The sequence below is a fragment of the Streptomyces sp. SID5469 genome (assembly GCF_009862865.1).
GTDB classification, from domain to species: domain Bacteria; phylum Actinomycetota; class Actinomycetes; order Streptomycetales; family Streptomycetaceae; genus Streptomyces; species Streptomyces avermitilis.
Genome location: NZ_WWIN01000001.1, coordinates 5,635,256 through 5,651,491, shown reverse-complemented (window position 1 = coordinate 5,651,491; position 16,236 = coordinate 5,635,256). Strand labels below are relative to the sequence as shown.

General features: G+C 71.7%; 9 protein-coding genes, 1 tRNA gene and 1 pseudogene. 1 reads left to right on the top strand and 10 read right to left on the bottom strand.

What is annotated here, in order from left to right; genetic code table 11:
* Window positions 1–18: 18 nt before the first annotated feature.
* Window positions 19–354 carry a hypothetical protein gene (locus tag GTY58_RS24210; protein WP_048894226.1) on the bottom strand — a complete coding sequence of 112 codons (336 nt, stop codon included), beginning with the start codon at window positions 352–354 and terminating at the stop codon, window positions 19–21.
* Between the two features lie 71 nt (window positions 355–425).
* Between GTY58_RS24210 and GTY58_RS24205 the strand changes: the two are divergent.
* Window positions 426–1,052 (top strand): annotated as a pseudogene (locus tag GTY58_RS24205) (tyrosine-type recombinase/integrase); the annotation flags it as partial.
* Window positions 1,053–1,102: 50 nt separating this feature from the next.
* Here the strand turns inward: GTY58_RS24205 and GTY58_RS24200 are convergent.
* The 9 genes from GTY58_RS24200 to GTY58_RS24160 all read right to left on the bottom strand — a co-directional run bounded on the left by GTY58_RS24200 (window position 1,103) and on the right by GTY58_RS24160 (window position 16,046).
* Window positions 1,103–1,176: transfer RNA gene (locus tag GTY58_RS24200), tRNA-Thr, on the bottom strand.
* 108 nt (window positions 1,177–1,284) lie between these two features.
* Window positions 1,285–2,886 (bottom strand): alpha/beta hydrolase, encoded by a 1,602-nt coding sequence (locus tag GTY58_RS24195; protein WP_010986048.1) that lies wholly within the window; start codon window positions 2,884–2,886, stop codon window positions 1,285–1,287.
* A gap of 135 nt (window positions 2,887–3,021) precedes the next feature.
* Window positions 3,022–4,227 (bottom strand): DNA polymerase III subunit delta', encoded by a 1,206-nt coding sequence (locus tag GTY58_RS24190; protein WP_010986047.1) that lies wholly within the window; start codon window positions 4,225–4,227, stop codon window positions 3,022–3,024.
* 209 nt (window positions 4,228–4,436) lie between these two features.
* Window positions 4,437–7,658 (bottom strand): dTMP kinase, encoded by a 3,222-nt coding sequence (gene tmk, locus GTY58_RS24185; RefSeq protein ID WP_010986046.1) that lies wholly within the window; start codon window positions 7,656–7,658, stop codon window positions 4,437–4,439.
* A 218-nt stretch (window positions 7,659–7,876) separates the two neighbouring features.
* On the bottom strand, window positions 7,877–10,705 hold the full coding sequence (gene topA, locus GTY58_RS24180) for a type I DNA topoisomerase (RefSeq protein ID WP_010986045.1): 2,829 nt from the start codon (window positions 10,703–10,705) through the stop codon (window positions 7,877–7,879).
* A gap of 282 nt (window positions 10,706–10,987) precedes the next feature.
* Window positions 10,988–11,185: a hypothetical protein gene (locus tag GTY58_RS24175; RefSeq protein WP_037649134.1), complete on the bottom strand. Its 198-nt coding sequence runs from the start codon at window positions 11,183–11,185 to the stop codon at window positions 10,988–10,990.
* 140 nt (window positions 11,186–11,325) lie between these two features.
* The gene (locus tag GTY58_RS24170; RefSeq protein WP_010986043.1) at window positions 11,326–13,554 is read right to left on the bottom strand and encodes a serine/threonine-protein kinase; all 2,229 of its coding nucleotides are present in this window, start codon (window positions 13,552–13,554) and stop codon (window positions 11,326–11,328) included.
* A 190-nt stretch (window positions 13,555–13,744) separates the two neighbouring features.
* The gene (locus GTY58_RS24165) at window positions 13,745–15,265 is read right to left on the bottom strand and encodes a class I SAM-dependent methyltransferase (protein WP_037649132.1); all 1,521 of its coding nucleotides are present in this window, start codon (window positions 15,263–15,265) and stop codon (window positions 13,745–13,747) included.
* Between the two features lie 184 nt (window positions 15,266–15,449).
* Window positions 15,450–16,046, bottom strand: a complete 597-nt coding sequence (locus GTY58_RS24160) for a hypothetical protein (protein ID WP_010986041.1) — start codon at window positions 16,044–16,046, stop codon at window positions 15,450–15,452.
* Window positions 16,047–16,236 lie beyond the last annotated feature (190 nt).

Sequence of the window (16,236 nt, the reverse complement as noted above, 5' to 3'; positions counted from 1 at the left end):
AAGCCCAAGACCGGGAAGTTAGGGGCTGGCGGTGCTGGTCAGCAGGGTGACGTCGGTGGTCACGGTTGTTTTGTGCCCGACGCTGCCCTTGGTCTTGTTGTAGGCGTAGGGCGACAGGGTTCGTTTGACGCAGCGTGGGCTGGTGCGTGAACGGCGCCTGACGGGTGCGAGGTTGCGGACGTGGACCAGGGCTGAGACGAGGTCGGCCGGGTCCGGGGTTCTGGCGGTGATTACAGTCAGACGGACGGTGTGCAGGGCTGTGGTCAACGACAGCCGGTCCGGGTCGAGGTGAGCGGTGGTGGCGGCTTCGGCGATGGCCTGCTGGCTGGCCTGGTAGAGCACCAGCAAGTGCATAGAGTTCCTGCTCGACGCCGTCCACGGTGCGTGAACGCAGGACACGGTCTGCTCCGCGCAGGGTCACCTTCCTGCACCGGTTCGAGCCGTGCCCGCCGACGTGCACGACGCACCGGAACTACACGCGAGGGTGCCCGCAGCCCTGCACAAAGGACTGCACGCGGCACGCGAGCGCGTGCCCGGAACGCAAGGGCGGAGGCCTCGCCTTCACCCGCCCCAAGACCAAGAAGAGCCGGAACGAGGTGCCGATCCCGCCGCCGTTCATCCCCTACCTGCTTGAGCACAAGGCTCAACAGGGCGGAGCAAGGGGCGCTGCGGGTGAGTTGCGGCAAGAGAACGACGCGGTATTCACACGCCCGGACGGCCGACCACTCGACCCCCGCGCCGACTGGGAGGAATTCAAGGAACTGCTCGAAGAGGCGGGCATCAGCGATCGGCGCCTGTACGACGGGAGTCGCCACACTGCGGGCACGATCCTGAACGAGTTGGGGGTGGACATGCCTACGATCATGGAGATCCTCCGGCACACGCAGATCAGCCAGACACGCCGCTACGTGAAGGGTCGGTCCACCCTCTCGAAGGACGCCATGCGTCGCATCGGCGACGTCTTCCTGCCCGAGCCGGAACCCACTACTGAGACCAGAACTGAGACCCTAGACAGCAAGGCAGCCCGCGCCCGACGTCGGCGCCGCGTCCGCCAAAAGCAAAAGCCCCAGATCACGGCGAGTGAGTTCTGGGGCTTCCACAGAGCCGCCTTCGGGATTCGAACCCGAGACCTACGCATTACGAGTGCGTTGCTCTGGCCATCTGAGCTAAGGCGGCGCGCTGTCCGCACTATGGTGCGATCAGCAACGTCGGTAAGTCTACACAGTTTCGTGGGGTGCTCCGCACACCCCCCGGAGGCGGCCCCTCCGGGGGCTGCGGCAGGGCCTATGAGCAGCGCTTTCCCTCTGTCGGCGGGGTGCCCCGGAGCAGGTACGCGTCGATCGCGGAGTCGATGCACGTGCTGCCGCGGCCGTACGCCGTGTGGCCGTCGCCGTCGTACGTGAGCAGCCTCGCGGAGGACAGCTGGGAGGCCAGCGACTGCGCCCAGCGGTAGGGGGTCGCCGGGTCCCGGGTCGTGCCGACCACCACGATCGGCGCCGCCCCCTTCGCCTCGATGCGATGCGGTGCCCCCGTCGGCTTCACCGGCCAGTACGCGCAGTTCAGCGAGGCCCAGGCCAGCCCGTCGCCGAAGACCGGCGACGCCTTCCCGAACGACGGGAGCGCCTTCTCCACCTGGTCGGGCGTCGAGAACGCCGCCGGCAGGTCCAGGCAGTTCACCGCCGCGTTCGCGAACATCAGGTTGGTGTATTTACCGTCCGGGTCCCGCTCGTAGTAGCTGTCCGAGAGGGCGAGCAGACCCGCCCCGTCCTTGTCCTTCATCGCCGAGGTGAGCGCCTCGCGAAGCTGCTCCCAGGCCCCCTCGTCGTACATCGCCGCGATCACGCCCGTCGTCGCCAGGGACTCGCCCAGCTTGCGGCCGTCCGCGTCGCCCGTCGCGATGGGATGCGCGTCCAGCTGCCGGAAGAACGCCTTGAGGTTGTCGCCGGCCTGCTCGGGAGTGGTGTGCGCACCACCGAGCGGACAGTCCGTGCGCCGTACGCAGTCCTTCGCGAAGGACTGGAACGCCGTTTCGAAGCCCGCCGTCTGGTCCTCGTTCAGCTTGCGGGCGGACAGGGAGGGGTCCATCGCACCGTCCAGGACCATCCGACCCACGCGCTCCGGGAACAGTCCCGCGTACGTCGCCCCGAGGAACGTCCCGTACGACGCCCCTACGTACGTCAGCTTCTGGTCGCCCAGCGCCGCGCGCAGGATGTCCATGTCGCGGGCCGCCTCGACCGTGGACACATGGCGCAGCAGCTCCGGCGAGCGCCGGCCGCACCCCTCCGCGAAGTGCTGGTACGCGTCGACCAGTTGGTTCGTCTCCCGCTGGTCGTCCGGGGTCATGTCCGTCTGCGTGAACGTGTCCATCTGGCGGCCGGTGAGGCATTCCACCGGCTCGCTGCGGGCCACGCCCCGCGGGTCGACGGCCACCATGTCGTAACGAGCGCGCACCTCAGCGGGGTAGCCGATGCCCGCGTACTGCTGGAGGTAGCCGACCGCCGAGCCGCCCGGGCCGCCCGGGTTGACCAGCAGCGAGCCGAGGCGCTCGCCCGGTCCCGTGGCCTTCTTGCGGGCGACGGCCAGGCTGACGTCGCCCGAGGCCGGCTTGGCGTAGTCGAGGGGCGCCTTCATCGTGGCGCACTCGAAACCGGGGACACCGCAGCTGCGCCAGGTCAGCTTCTGCCCGTAGTACGGCGCCAGCGTCGACGGCGTGGACCGGGGCAACGCGGCCAGCGCCGCCTCGGCCGTCGTCCCGGTCGAACTCCCGGAGGAGCAGGCGGAAAGGAGCAGCGCGGCGGCGGCGAGGAACACGCCCCCCGTCCGCGTCGAACGTAGGGACCGGGACCGGAGGAGGCGGGACTGCCCGGAAGTGCGCCTGGTGTCCATCTCGTGAGCGTAACCCTGAGCGATGGATTGATCGCTATCGGTGGCGGATGAACTTCGTACGAGTGATGGCGTCAACGCGTCCAACTCCCTCGACCCGCTGTCGTCCCCCCTGAGGTCCCGAGGACGCCACGGCCCTCACCCCGCCCGCAGTGCCATCGTCATCGCCTCCACCGCCAGCAGAGGGGCCACATTGCGGTCCAGGGCGTCCCGGCACGCGGCGATCGCGTCGATGCGGCGGAGTGTGGCCTCCGGTGAGCTGCCGCGGGCGAGGCGCTCCAGGGCGTCCTCGGCGTCCGTGTTGGCGAGGGCCAGGCGGGAGCCGAGCTGGAGGGCGAGGACGTCGCGATAGAAGCCCGTCAGCTCGGTCAGGGCCAGGTCCAGGCTGTCGCGCTGCGTACGCGTTCTCCGGCGCTTCTGCTTGTCTTCCAGGTCCTTCATCACGCCCGCGGTGCCGCGCGGCATCCGACCGCCCTGTGCCCCGCCGAGCGCCGCCCTCATCTCCTCGGTCTCCTTCACGTCGACTTCCTCGGCGAGCTGCTTGGAGTCGGCCGTGGCGGCGTCGACCAGCTCCTGGGCCGCCTTGAGGCAGCCGCCGATGTCCTCGACCCGCAACGGCATTTTCAGCACGGCGGCCCTGCGCTCCCGCGCGCGCGGGTCGGTGGCCAGGCGGCGGGCACGGTCGACATGGCCCTGCGTGGCGCGGGCCGCGGCGTACGCGGCCTCCGGCTCGATGCCGTCCCGGCGTACGAGCATGTCCGCGACGGCGTCCACGGAAGGTGTGAGCAGGTTCAGGTGGCGGCAGCGGGAGCGGATCGTCGGCAGGACGTCCTCCACGGAGGGGGCGCACAGCAGCCAGACCGTGCGGGGGGCGGGCTCCTCCACTGCCTTCAGGACCGCGTTGGCCGACTTCTCGTTCAGCCGCTCGGCGTCCTCCACGAGGATCACCTGCCAGCGTCCGTTGGCCGGAGACGTGAACGACTTGCGCACGGTGTCCCGCATGTCGTCGGCGAGGATCTGCGTGCCCACGGCGGCGACCGTGCTGACGTCGGCGTGGGTGCCGAGCAGGGCCGTATGGCAGCCGTCGCAGAAGCCGCAGCCGGGGATGCCGCCCAGCGCGCGGTCGGGGCTCACGCACTGGAGCGCCGCGGCGAAGGCACGCGCGGCCGTGGTGCGGCCCGCGCCGGGCGGGCCCGTGAACAGCCAGGCGTGCGTCATCTTCGACGCCTCGGGCGGCGGAGTGCCGGCGGTGGCCGCGGTGACCAGGGCGTCGGCGTCACGGGCAGCCGCGGCGAGCTGCTCGCTCAGCTTCTCCTGGCCCACCAGGTCGTCCCACACGGGCATGGGGCACCACCGTTCCGTCGCACGTCCGTCGCACTTCGCCCTACCTCACCCATTGTGCGGGTAGCCACTGACAACGCGTCCGCCGACCGCGCTCAGCCCCGGCCGACCCGGCCACGGGCCTGTCATACGGGCCTGTCATACGTATGGGGCCGTACATATCCGTACGACCCCATACAAACCGGCATACAAGCCGGCACACCCCGTACGCCTCAGCCCCGACGGCCGCCCGGCCCGCGCTCGTCGTCCGTGTCGTCGTCGCGCGGGCCCAGCAGCTCGTCCGCCAGCGTGGGCAGATCGTCCAGCGGGGTCTCCTCCGCCCAGTCCGAGCGGGGCCGCCGCCGCGCCACGCCCTCACTGTCGACCTGCGGAAGCTCGCGCGTACGGTCGTCGCCCGCGTCGGGCCGCCCGGCCGGACGCTCGTCGCGGAAGAAGCCCGGCGGCACCCGGTCCGACGGGTCACCCGCACGCCCGCCCGGCCCCGCGTCCCGGACGGGAGGAAGCACGGCCGTCTCATCGGCGGCGCCCGACGGCACCGGCGGCAGCACCGTGGTCTCATCGGCCGCGCCCTGAGGCTCCGGAGGCTTCGGCAGCGTGGCCGTCGTCTCCGAGTCCGCCGCACCCGGCCGCACCGGCGGCAGCACGGCGGTCTCGTCCACCGGCCCACCCGTCGCGTTCGACGGCGTCACCACCGGCGTCGGAACGGTCGTCTCGTTCTCGGACGGCCTGGACGGCCTGGACGGCGAAACCCCGGCACCGGCGACCTTCGGCGCATCGGGCCTACCAGGCGCGACCCCGGTGGACGCGGAAGCCGCGGCCGTCGTGGCGGCAGCCGCCGCCTCCGCCGCGGCCCTCCGGGCCTCCTCCGCCCGCAGCAGCGCCTCCTCGGCCTTGCGCTGCTTCTCCAGTCGGCGTTCCTCGGCCTCGGCCCGCAGCCGCTCCTCCTCCGCGGCCTGCTTGCGCCGCCGTTCCTCCGCGACGCGCCTGCGCTCCTCCTCGGCGGCCCGCGCCTGCTCCTCCGCGAGGAGCCGCACCCGCTCCTCCTCGGCACGCCGGCGCGCTTCCTCAGCCCGCTGCCGGGCCTCCTCCGCCTGCCGTTCGGCCTCGCGCCGCTGCGCTTCCTCCAGCTCGCGCTGCTTGCGCTCCTCCTCCTCGGCCCTGAGCTTGGCGAGCTGCTCCAGGCGCTCGCGCTCCAGCCGCTCCTCCTCGGCCTTGCGCGCGGCCTCCTCCTCGGCCTTGCGCCGGGCTTCCTCCTCCGCCTTGCGCCGGGCCTCCTCCTGGGCCCGCACCTCGGCCTCGGAGAGAGGCAGCAGCGTGTCGAGCCGGTGCCGGATGACCGTGGTGACCGCCTCGGGCTCCTGCCCGGCGTCGACGATCAGATAGCGCCCGAGGTCGGCGGCGGCCAGCGTGAGGAACCCGGACCGCACGCGCGCGTGGAACTCGGCGGGCTCCGACTCCAGCCGGTCCGGCGCCTCCGTGAAGCGCTCCCGCGCGGTCTCCGGCGCGACGTCGAGCAGCACCGTCAGATGCGGTACGAGACCGTTCGTCGCCCATCGTGAGATCCGCGCGACCTCGGTCGGGGAGAGATCGCGGCCCGCACCCTGGTACGCCACCGAGGAGTCGATGTACCGGTCGGAGATCACGACCGCGCCCCGCTCCAGCGCCGGCCGCACCACCGTGTCCACGTGCTCGGCGCGGTCGGCCGCGTACAGCAGCGCCTCGGCCCGGTGCGAGAGCCCGGCGGAGGACACATCCAGCAGGATCGACCGCAGCCGCTTGCCCACCGGCGTCGCGCCCGGCTCACGGGTCACCACGACCTCGTGCCCCTTGGCCCTGATCCACTCGGCGAGGGCCTCGGCCTGCGTCGACTTCCCGGCCCCGTCGCCGCCCTCCAGGGCGATGAAGAAACCGGAAGCGGCCGAGGTCTGCACCGGGTCGTCACCGCCGCGCAGCGCGTCCCGCAGATCGTGCCGCAGCGGCACCCCGGAGCGGTCGTCGACCTTGGCCAGCACGAGCGCGGCGACCGGCAGCAGCAGCGCGCCGACCAGCATCAGCGTGAAGGCGGCGCCGCCGTGCGCGAACACGAACTTGCCGTTCTCCAGCCGATGCGGCCCGATCGCCGCCGCCACAACGGGCGCGACCAGGGCGGCGACCGCCACGAAGACCCGTACGACCGCGTGGAGGTGTTCGGTGGTCCGCGCGCGCCGGTATTCCTCGGCCTCCTGGTCGAGCAGGGTGTGCCCGGTGTTCGCGGCGACACCCGCGCCGACACCGGCGAGGCCCACGATCAGCAGCACGGTGGTGACGTCCGGGACGAGTCCGGCGGCGAGCAGCGCGATCCCGGTGAAGGCGATCGCCAGGGCGAGCAGCCGGCGCCGGGACAGCGACGGGAGCACCGAGGGCGCGGTGCGGATACCGATGACGACACCGCCGGTCAGCGCGAGCACCAGCAGCCCGTAGGTCACCGGCCCGCCGCCCAGGTCCTTGGCCTGCAGCACGGAGACGGCGACGGCGGCCGCGATCGCCGCGGCGACGGCCGCGCAGGCCAGGACCAGATGCGGGATCGCTCCGGTGCGCCCCTTGTCGATGCCGGTGCCCGTCTTGGGGCGGCGCAGGCCCTCGAGCGGCGACCGCGCGCGCGGGGTGCGTACGTCCGGCAGCTCGACGAAGGTGATCACCGAGAGCGAGGCCGCGAACAGGCCGGCGGCGACATACGAAGCGAGCGCCGCCTGGTGCTGGGCGAACCAGTCGATCCCGGCGCCCAGCAGATTGTTGAGCAGCGACACGACGACGAGCGTGGCGGCCGCGAGCGGCACCGCGACGAATCCCGTGCGCAGCGACAGGCGGCGCAGCGCGTCCATGTGGTCCGGCAGCGGGCGCACCGTGGCGCCCTCGAGCGGGGGCGCGGGCAGCAGCGCGGGCGCCGCGCTCTCGCGGCACACCGTCCAGAAGCGCTCGGCGACTCCGGTCACGAAGGCGGTCACCAGGAGGACGGCGAGCGCGTCGTCCGGCGTCCAGTCGATCCACAGGGGGGCGACGATCAGGAGCGCGGCGCGCACCCCGTCCGCGCCGATCATCGTCCAGCGGCGGTCGAGCGGGCCCTCCTGCGAGGTCAGCGAACTGAGCGGGCCGAGCAGTACGGCCCCGAAGAGCAGGGTGGCCAGCACGCGTGCCCCGAAGACGGCGGACACGGCCAGGGCGACTCCCCGGTAGTCGCCGCCGAAGGAGCCCTCGACGATCGCCGCCTGAAGGGCGAGGACGACCAGGGTGAGCAACGCCAGTGCGTCGCCGACTCCTCCCACGAGTTGCGCGCTCCATAGCCGCTTCAGCTGCGGCCGGCGCAGCAGGGAGCGGACGGCACGCTCGCGGGAGTCTGCGACCAGGGCGTCGTCGGGGGCGGGATGGTGGGCCGTTGGCTGCTCGGCTCGCGTCATCCTGACAGCCTATCCGGCGGCGGGGCCTCCCCGGAGGGGCGGCCGAACATGTGGACGCCTCCACACCAGAAGGTGTGGAGGCGTCCACAATTCACAGAAGCGTGCCCACCGTGCGGGCCCACCATGAGGGCTCGCCGTGAGTGCTCGCCGTGAGGGATCACCCAGGGGCACTCGCACCCCTGTGGGCGCCCTCACCGGCGCTCAGCCCTCCGTCGGACTCAGTCCTCGGCCGCGGCCTTGGAAGCCGTCGTCTTCTTGGCGACCGTCTTCTTGGCCGTCGTCTTCTTGGCGGCCGTCTTCTTCGCCGCGGTCGTCTTGGCGGCCGTCTTCTTGGCCGGTGCCTTCTTCGCCGGCGCCTTCTTGGCCGGTGCCTTCTTCGCCGTCTTCTTGGCGGGGGCCTTGGCCCGCTTCTCGGCGAGCAGCTCGTAGCCGCGCTCCGGAGTGATCTCCTCGACGCTGTCGCCGGACCGCAGTGTCGCGTTGGTCTCGCCGTCGGTGACGTACGGCCCGAAACGGCCGTCCTTGACGACGACGGGCTTCCCGCTGACCGGGTCCTCGCCCAGCTCCTTCAGCGGCGGCTTGGCGGCCGCACGGCCACGCTGCTTGGGCTGGGAGTAGATCTCCAGCGCCTCTTGGAGGGTGATGGTGAAGAGCTGGTCCTCGGACTGCAGCGAACGCGAGTCCGTGCCCTTCTTCAGGTACGGCCCGTAGCGCCCGTTCTGCGCGGTGATCTCCACGCCCTCGGCGTCCTTGCCGACGACGCGCGGCAGGGACATCAGCTTGAGCGCGTCGTCCAGCGTCACCGTGTCCAGGGACATCGACTTGAACAGCGAGGCGGTACGCGGCTTGACCGCGTTCTTGCCGGTCTTCGGGGTGCCCTCGGGGAGCACCTCGGTGACGTACGGGCCGTAGCGGCCGTCCCTGGCGATGATCTGGTGGCCCGTCGCCGGGTCGGTGCCCAGCTCGAAGTCGCCGCTCGGCTTGGCGAGCAGTTCCTCCGCGAGGTCGACGGTCAGCTCGTCGGGCGCGAGGTCCTCGGGCACATCCGCGCGCTGGTGGTTCTCGGAGTCCTTCTCGCCGCGCTCGATGTAGGGCCCGTAGCGCCCGACCCGCAGCACGATGTCGTTGCCCACGGGGAACGACGACACCTCGCGGGCGTCGATCGCGCCCAGGTCGGTCACCAGTTCCTTGAGGCCGCCGAGGTGGTCCCCGTCGCCGTTGCCGGCGTCCGCGGCACCGCCCGTGCCCGCGCCCTCGCCGAAGTAGAACCGCTTCAGCCACGGCACGGCCTGCGCCTCGCCGCGCGCGATGCGGTCGAGGTCGTCCTCCATCCTGGCGGTGAAGTCGTAGTCGACGAGCCGCCCGAAGTGCTTCTCCAGGAGGTTGACCACGGCGAACGACAGGAAGGACGGCACCAGGGCCGTGCCCTTCTTGAAGACGTAACCGCGGTCGAGGATCGTGCCGATGATCGACGCGTACGTCGACGGGCGGCCGATCTCGCGCTCTTCCAGCTCCTTGACCAACGACGCCTCGGTGTAGCGGGCCGGGGGCTTGGTGGCGTGCCCGTCGACCGAGATCTCCTCGGCAGACAGCGGGTCGCCTTCGCCGACCTGCGGCAGCCGGCGCTCGCGGTCGTCGAGCTCGGCGTTCGGGTCGTCCGCGCCCTCGACGTATGCCTTCAGGAAGCCATGGAAGGTGATCGTCTTGCCGGACGCGCTGAACTCGACGTCACGGCCGTCGGCCGCCGTGCCAGCGATCTTCACCGTGACCGAGTTTCCGGTCGCGTCCTTCATCTGGGAGGCGACGGTCCGCTTCCAGATCAGCTCGTAGAGCTTGAACTGGTCGCCGGTCAGGCCCGTCTCGGCCGGGGTGCGGAAACGATCACCCGAGGGGCGGATCGCCTCGTGCGCCTCCTGCGCGTTCTTGACCTTCCCGGCGTACGTGCGCGGCTGCGCCGGCAGGTAGTCGGCGCCGTACAGCTGCGTGACCTGGGCACGGGCCGCGGCGACCGCCGTGTCCGAGAGGGTCGTGGAGTCCGTACGCATGTAGGTGATGAAGCCGTTCTCGTACAGCTTCTGCGCCACCTGCATGGTCGCCTTCGCCCCGAAGCCGAGCTTGCGGGAGGCCTCCTGCTGGAGCGTCGTCGTACGGAACGGGGCGTACGGCGAGCGGCGGTACGGCTTGGACTCGACCGAGCGGACCGCGAAGTTCGTGTTCTCCAGGGCGGTGGCCAGCGCACGGGCGTTGGTCTCGTCCAGGTGGAGCGTGTTGGCGCTCTTCAGCTGCCCCAGCGAGTCGAAGTCGCGGCCCTGGGCGACCCGCTTGCCGTCGACCGTGGCCAGGCGGGCGACCAGGGACGAGGGGTCACTGGCGTCGCCGGCGCGGCCGGTGCCGAAGGTGCCGGTCAGGTCCCAGTACTCGGCGGAGCGGAAGGCGATGCGCTCGCGCTCCCGCTCGACGACCAGGCGGGTCGCCACGGACTGGACCCGGCCTGCCGACAGGCGCGGCATGACCTTCTTCCACAGGACCGGCGAGACCTCGTAGCCGTAGAGACGGTCGAGGATGCGGCGGGTTTCCTGGGCGTCGACCATGCGCTGGTTGAGCTCGCGCGGGTTGGCGACGGCGCTGCGGATCGCGTCCTTGGTGATCTCGTGGAAGACCATCCGGTGGACCGGGACCTTGGGCTTCAGGACCTCGAGGAGGTGCCACGCGATGGCTTCGCCCTCGCGGTCCTCATCGGTGGCGAGGAAGAGCTCGTCGGAATCCTTCAGCAGGTCCTTGAGCTTCTTGACCTGGGCCTTCTTGTCGGCGTTGACCACATAGATGGGCTGGAAGTCGTGCTCGACGTCCACGCCGAGGCGGCGCACCTCGCCGGTGTACTTCTCCGGCACCTCCGCGGCACCGTTGGGGAGGTCGCGGATGTGCCCGACGCTCGCTTCGACGACATAGCCGGGGCCGAGGTAGCCCTTGATCGTCTTCGCCTTGGCAGGCGACTCGACGATGACGAGTCGGCGGCCGCCGTGTGCGGTGTCGCTGGTCGGGGACAACTTCGCTCTTCTCTCCGGTCGACGCAGGGGGTCTCTCCCCAGGCCTTGATCCCGGGGGTCGGGTCGTGCTGACGCTGCGGAGTGTGACGGTACATCCCGCCCCCGTGTCAAACGGGAAAAGCCCGCAACGGCCACTCGAACGGTAACCCGACTACCGCCATTCCTGCCGCCCGGCGTCGCCACCAGCCCTGTCGCCCCTATCCGGAGGGTGACTTCCCAGTTACTGGAGCGGCGGCCGTCCGGCGGCCCGGACCCGGCCCGAAGCCCTGAACGACCGGCCTGTCAGAGGTGCGTGAAGCACCACGCGCCGAGGACGAGGGCGGACACCGCGGCGAGACCCGCGAGGGTGGCCGATGCGACGGGGTTCACATCGTGGGCGACAGGGGCGCGATGCCGGACCCGGCTCACGGTCCAGGTCAGCAGCCCGCCGCCGAACAGGGCGAATACCGTCCCCGCGAAGATCGCCGGTCCGCTCTCCATGCCCCACTTCCTCCCGTCCCGGCCGGCTCTCCGTGAGCTGTCCCCCGGAGAAACCCGGCCCAGGAACGGGAGGCTGGCACGGGCGGGAAGCGGACGCGCGAACCCCGGGTGAACGCAGGGCGGACGCACCGTGTCACGGCTCATACCGCGCCGGGCGCGGATATCTTCCCGCTCGTCTCGGCACCGTCGGAACGACGCACCGTGCACACCACCTTGTCGAATCCGTCGTTCCAGTCCTCCTTGTCGGCGACCCAGCCGAACACCTGACGCGCGGGACCCGGCGCCCAACTCGACTCGAACTTGTTGCCGCAGAGCTTGTTGCCGTTGTCGACGCCCTTCTTGTAGTCCATGTTCTTCGGCGCGGACACGGCACCGATGACCTGGTCGGTGTGCGGCTGGGCGCAGTCGCTGAGCGGCGCCTTGTAACTGTCCTTCTCCTCCTTGTAGATCCAGCAGTCGCCGATGCTCATCTGACCGACCCACAAGTCCGTGCCCGTGTCGCGGAAACGGCCCACCTCGCCGCCTATCGCGGCATGGCGGCCGAGTACGAGACATGCCGTACCGCCGCTGGCCGCGGTGAAGCCCTCCTTGGTCGGCGCAACGGCGTAGACACCCGCGTCGGGCAGCGCGTCGGCGGTGGCCTGGCTCTGGCCGGCGCAGCGCCGGGCACCCCGGTCGCGGGCGTCGGCGTAGTCGGTGGCCGTGTCGACCGCGACCACTTGACCGTCCGGCCAGTCGTCGGCGCAGTCCACGACGCCGAGGTTGGGCACGGACTTGAAGGCCGCCCCCGACCACACCGCCCGGACGCAGTCACCGGCCTGCAACGGCTCCGTGAGACCGACCTGTTCGCCGTACGGCAGCACCGGTCCCGCCGGCTTCGTGGACTGCGGCCCCGACACCGGTGGTGACTTCTTGGCCCGCTGGCCCGTCGTGCCGCCCCCGTCGCCCGTCGGCCCGCCGGTCAGCGAGAGCGCGGCCCAGATGCCACCGGTGACCACGAGGGCGGCGGCCACAACGAGGGCCACGAGGGCGGCCGCCGACTTCCTGCGGGGTGACGGCCGGGGTGGGAAGTACGCCGGACCACCCTCGTACGCCGCGGGGGCACCCGTCCCCGCGTAGGGCGACGAGGGGCTGCTCGCGTACGGATTCCCGGGGTCGTACGGGCCACTCGGAGGCGTCGGCCGCCAGGGGTTGTACGCCGACGGGCTGCCCGGAGGCGTACCAGGACCGCCCGCCGGTGTCTGTGGTGTGTGCGGGGTATGCGGGGTCCGCGGCGCACCCGGTGTCTGCGGCGTCCCGGGAGCCGAAACCTGCGGTGCTCCTGGTGCCCCCGGTGCCGTGGTCGCGCCCTCGGCCGAGGGCGGACTCACGGACGGCGTGCCGGACGGCGGGCCGAAGCCGTCCGGGGGCGGACCGAAACCCTGCGGAGGCGGACCGAAGCCCTGCCCCACAGAGGGCGCGGACCCCCACCCCGGCGGTGGCCCGAATCCCTCCCCCGGCGCTGCCCGCGCCACCGCCTCCAGGCCCCGCGCGACGGCCTCGGGTGCCAGACGCCGTACCGGATCCTTGATCAGCAGCCCGTGCAGTACGGCGCCCAGTTCACCGGCGCGGACCGGTGGGGTGGGCTCCTCGCCGAGGAGGGCCGTCAGAGTCGCGTACTCGCCGTGCCGGTCGAAGGGACCGCGTCCCTCCACCGTCGCGTAGAGCGTGGCACCCAGGGAGAACAGGTCGGCGGCCGGGGTGGGCGGCTCGCCGCGGGCCCGCTCGGGGGCGAGATAGCCGGGGGTGCCGAGAATGCCGGCGGTGGCGGTCAGCCGGGGCTCGCGGGACTCGGGCTGGAGCGCGATGCCGTAGTCGGTGAGCAGGACGCGCGCGTAGGGGTCGCCCGACGCGTCCGGCGCCAGAAGGATGTTGGCCGGTTTCACATCCCGGTGGAGGATGCCGATCCGGTGTCCCGCGGTGAGCGCGTCGAGGACGGCGACCCCGATCCGTGCGGTCCGCGCGGGGGTGAGGGGTCCCGACCGCCGTACGACCGCCTGAAGGTCGATCGCGTCCGGCACGTGCTCCATGACGATCCACGGCAGCCCCTCGTGCACCACCACGTCGTGCACCGTCGCCACGTGCGGGTGGCCGCGCAGCCGCGCCGCGTTGCGGGCCTCGCTCCGCGCCCGCGCGATGCGCTGCACGGGCTCGCTCGCGTCGATCGGCAGGTCCGGCAGCGCGATCTCCTTCACCGCGACTTCGCAGGCCAGCTCCGCGTCGTACGCGAGCCAGACCCGGCCCATGCCGCCCGCGCCGAGCGTCCGCAGCAGGCGGTACCGCCCGCTGATGATCCGGCCTTCGCCCTGCTCCGGCGTCTCCCCCGCCATCGCGCCTCCCCCGAGACAGCGCGCCTCCCCCGAGGACGCGTGGATTCTGTCTCTTGAAGGTAGCTTCGCACGCACCACTGACAGGAGCCCTTTTGCGGACCAATCCCGTCAAAGCGGGCGCATGCGGCTCAGTGGTGCGGACCCGCCCCAGCGGCTTCGCACGGCAGTGCCGACGCGCCCCGGCCCGGGGTCACTCCACCGGATCCAGGAACCCCTGCTCCACCAGCAGCCGGATCTGGGCGGGCGTGCGGTCGCGCAGCAGCACGGGGTCCTCGCCGACCAGTTGGGCGATGGCGTCGAGGATGCGCCCGGCGCTCAGGGTGCCGTCGCACACACCGGCGAAGCCCGCCCCGACCGTGTCCACCTTGGTGGCCCGGCGCATCCCGCGGTGCTGGCGCAGCACCACGTGCTCGGGGTCCTCGGCACCGGGCAGGCCGACCTGTTCCTGGACGACCTCGGCGGCGAGCTTGAAGTGCCCGGCGAGCAGGGCCGCGTCGTCCGTCGCCCGCAGATAGTCGACGCGGTCGAAGTGCGCGCGCACGGCCTCACCGAGCGGCTGTTCGATGGAGTGCGGCCATTCCTCGACCGTCACCGAGGGCTCGACCGCGCCCGTCTTCCGCAGGGTGATCCAGCCGAAGCCCACCGACTTGACCTTGCGCGCCTCGAACTCGTCGAGCCACGCGTCGTACCGCGCCTGGTACTCGACCGGGTCGCTGCGATGGTCGCCCGCGTCCCGGAGCCACAACTCGGCGTACTGCGTGACGTCCTGCACCTCGCGCTGCACGATCCAGGCGTCGCAGCCGCGCGGCACCCACGAGCGCAGCCGGTCCTGCCAGTCCTCGCCCTCAACGTGCTGCCAGTTGGCGAGGAACTGCGCGTACCCGCCCTCGGTCAGCCGGTCGCCCGCCTGCTGGACGAGTGTGCGGCACAGGTCGTCCCCGCCCATCCCGCCGTCGCGGTACGTGAGCCGGGCGCCCGGAGAGATCACGAAGGGCGGGTTCGACACGATCAGGTCGTATGTCTCGTCGGCGGCGATCGGCTCGAAGAGGGAGCCCTCACGCAGGTCGGCGGCCGGTGCGCCGGAGAGCGCGAGGGTGAGCGCGGTGGTGTGCAGCGCGCGCGGGTTGAGGTCGGTCGCGGTCACGCGCGTGGCGTGCCGTGCGGCGTGCAGTGCCTGGATCCCGGAGCCGGTGCCGAGGTCGAGGGCGGCGGCGACGGGGGTACGCACGGTGATCCCGGCGAGCGTGGTGGACGCCCCGCCGACGCCGAGGACGACGCCCTCGTCCCGGCTGCCGATCCCGCCCGCCCCGCCGACCGCGCACCCCAGGTCGGAGACGATGAACCAGTCCTCGCCGTCGGGCCCCCCGTACGGCCGGATGTCGACGGCGGCGGCGACCTCGTCCCCGCCGACGCCGGTCAGCCAGCCGGCTTCCAGGCAGGCGTCGACGGGCAGGACGTCCGCCACGCGCGCGTGCGGCACGGGCTGCTGCAACAGAAACAGCCGCACGAGCGTTTCCAGCGGCGTGTCGCCACGGGTGGCCCGCAGGGCGGGCACGACCTCGCTGCGGGCGAGCGCCGCGTACGCGGGAGCGCCGAGCAGCTCGAGCAGCCCGTCGGCGGTGAAGGAGGCGCCGAGCAGGGCGTCCCGCAGCCGGGCGGCGACGTCGGGACGGTCGGCGGAGGGCAGGGGCGACAGGGCGGAGTTACTCACGCCCCCATTGTGTCCGTTCCTGCCGACATCGCACGCCCTCCTGTGGACAACCGAAGGCGGTGTGGGCACGCACGCGTACCGGCACCTCCTTCGGCTGTCCGGACGATCGCCCTCTTCAGGCCGGCTCTCCTCAGCCCTGCGTCCCCTTCAGGCCGGCTCTCCTCAGCCCTGCGCCCTCTTCGGGTCAGCCCTTCGTCGCCGAGGCCGGCGCCGACGCGGACTTGCAGCTCGCCTGCTGGGCCATCGCCTTGCCGACGTCGCCCTCCTCGAGGTTGTTGAGGGCGTCGCTGCCGCTCTTGCTCAGCTTCTCCAGCTGGGTGGCGACACCCTTGAGACCGTCGGCGAACTTCGCCTGGTTCTTGGTGTCGAGCTCGTCCGTCTGCTTCTTCAGGTCGGCGTAGGCGGAGGACAGGTCGTCGAGTTCCTTGACCGCGTTCGCCTGCTTGGTCTTGCCGTTCTCGACATCGGGGGCCCCGGCCTTGTCGACGGCGTTCGCCATCGCCTTGTAGGCGTCGGAGATGTCCTGGAAGGCCTGCGAGTCGGTCTTCTGGACGTCGGCGGGCGCGCTGTTGTCCGAGGTCTCCTTCTGGATCGCGGTATTCGCGGCCTCGATCTTCTTCGCCTGTGGCTGCACCGCGTCACAGACCTGCTTGGCCCAGGAGTTCAGCTTGTCGCTGCCACCGTCGTCGCTACTACTGCATCCCGACAGCGCCAGTACCAGTACCGCACCGCCGGACAGCGCGGCCGCGAGCTTCTTGTTCACCGGATTGGTCCCTTCCATGGCTCTCGGCCCCGGAACATACACGCCAAGTGGGCGACGACCGTATGTCGAACGTCCGCTTAATAACCTATTGAAGCCATTTGCACCAAGCGAGAGAAGGCTCACGGAAAGGGCGCGAACATGAGCAGGGCGAGCGGACGGCGCGTCAGTGCGCGCCGCCTGCCCGCCCGTTGGCCCGTATCTGACCAGG

Bases quoted from the DNA above. Each gene is read 5' to 3' on its own strand.
- GTY58_RS24210 (WP_048894226.1), bottom strand. From the start codon at position 354: ATGCACTTGCTGGTGCTCTACCAGGCCAGCCAGCAGGCCATCGCCGAA.
- GTY58_RS24195 (WP_010986048.1), bottom strand. From the start codon at position 2,886: ATGGACACCAGGCGCACTTCCGGGCAGTCCCGCCTCCTCCGGTCCCGG.
- GTY58_RS24190 (WP_010986047.1), bottom strand. From the start codon at position 4,227: ATGCCCGTGTGGGACGACCTGGTGGGCCAGGAGAAGCTGAGCGAGCAG.
- tmk (WP_010986046.1), bottom strand. From the start codon at position 7,658: ATGACGCGAGCCGAGCAGCCAACGGCCCACCATCCCGCCCCCGACGAC.
- GTY58_RS24175 (WP_037649134.1), bottom strand. From the start codon at position 11,185: ATGGAGAGCGGACCGGCGATCTTCGCGGGGACGGTATTCGCCCTGTTC.
- GTY58_RS24170 (WP_010986043.1), bottom strand. From the start codon at position 13,554: ATGGCGGGGGAGACGCCGGAGCAGGGCGAAGGCCGGATCATCAGCGGG.
- GTY58_RS24160 (WP_010986041.1), bottom strand. From the start codon at position 16,046: ATGGAAGGGACCAATCCGGTGAACAAGAAGCTCGCGGCCGCGCTGTCC.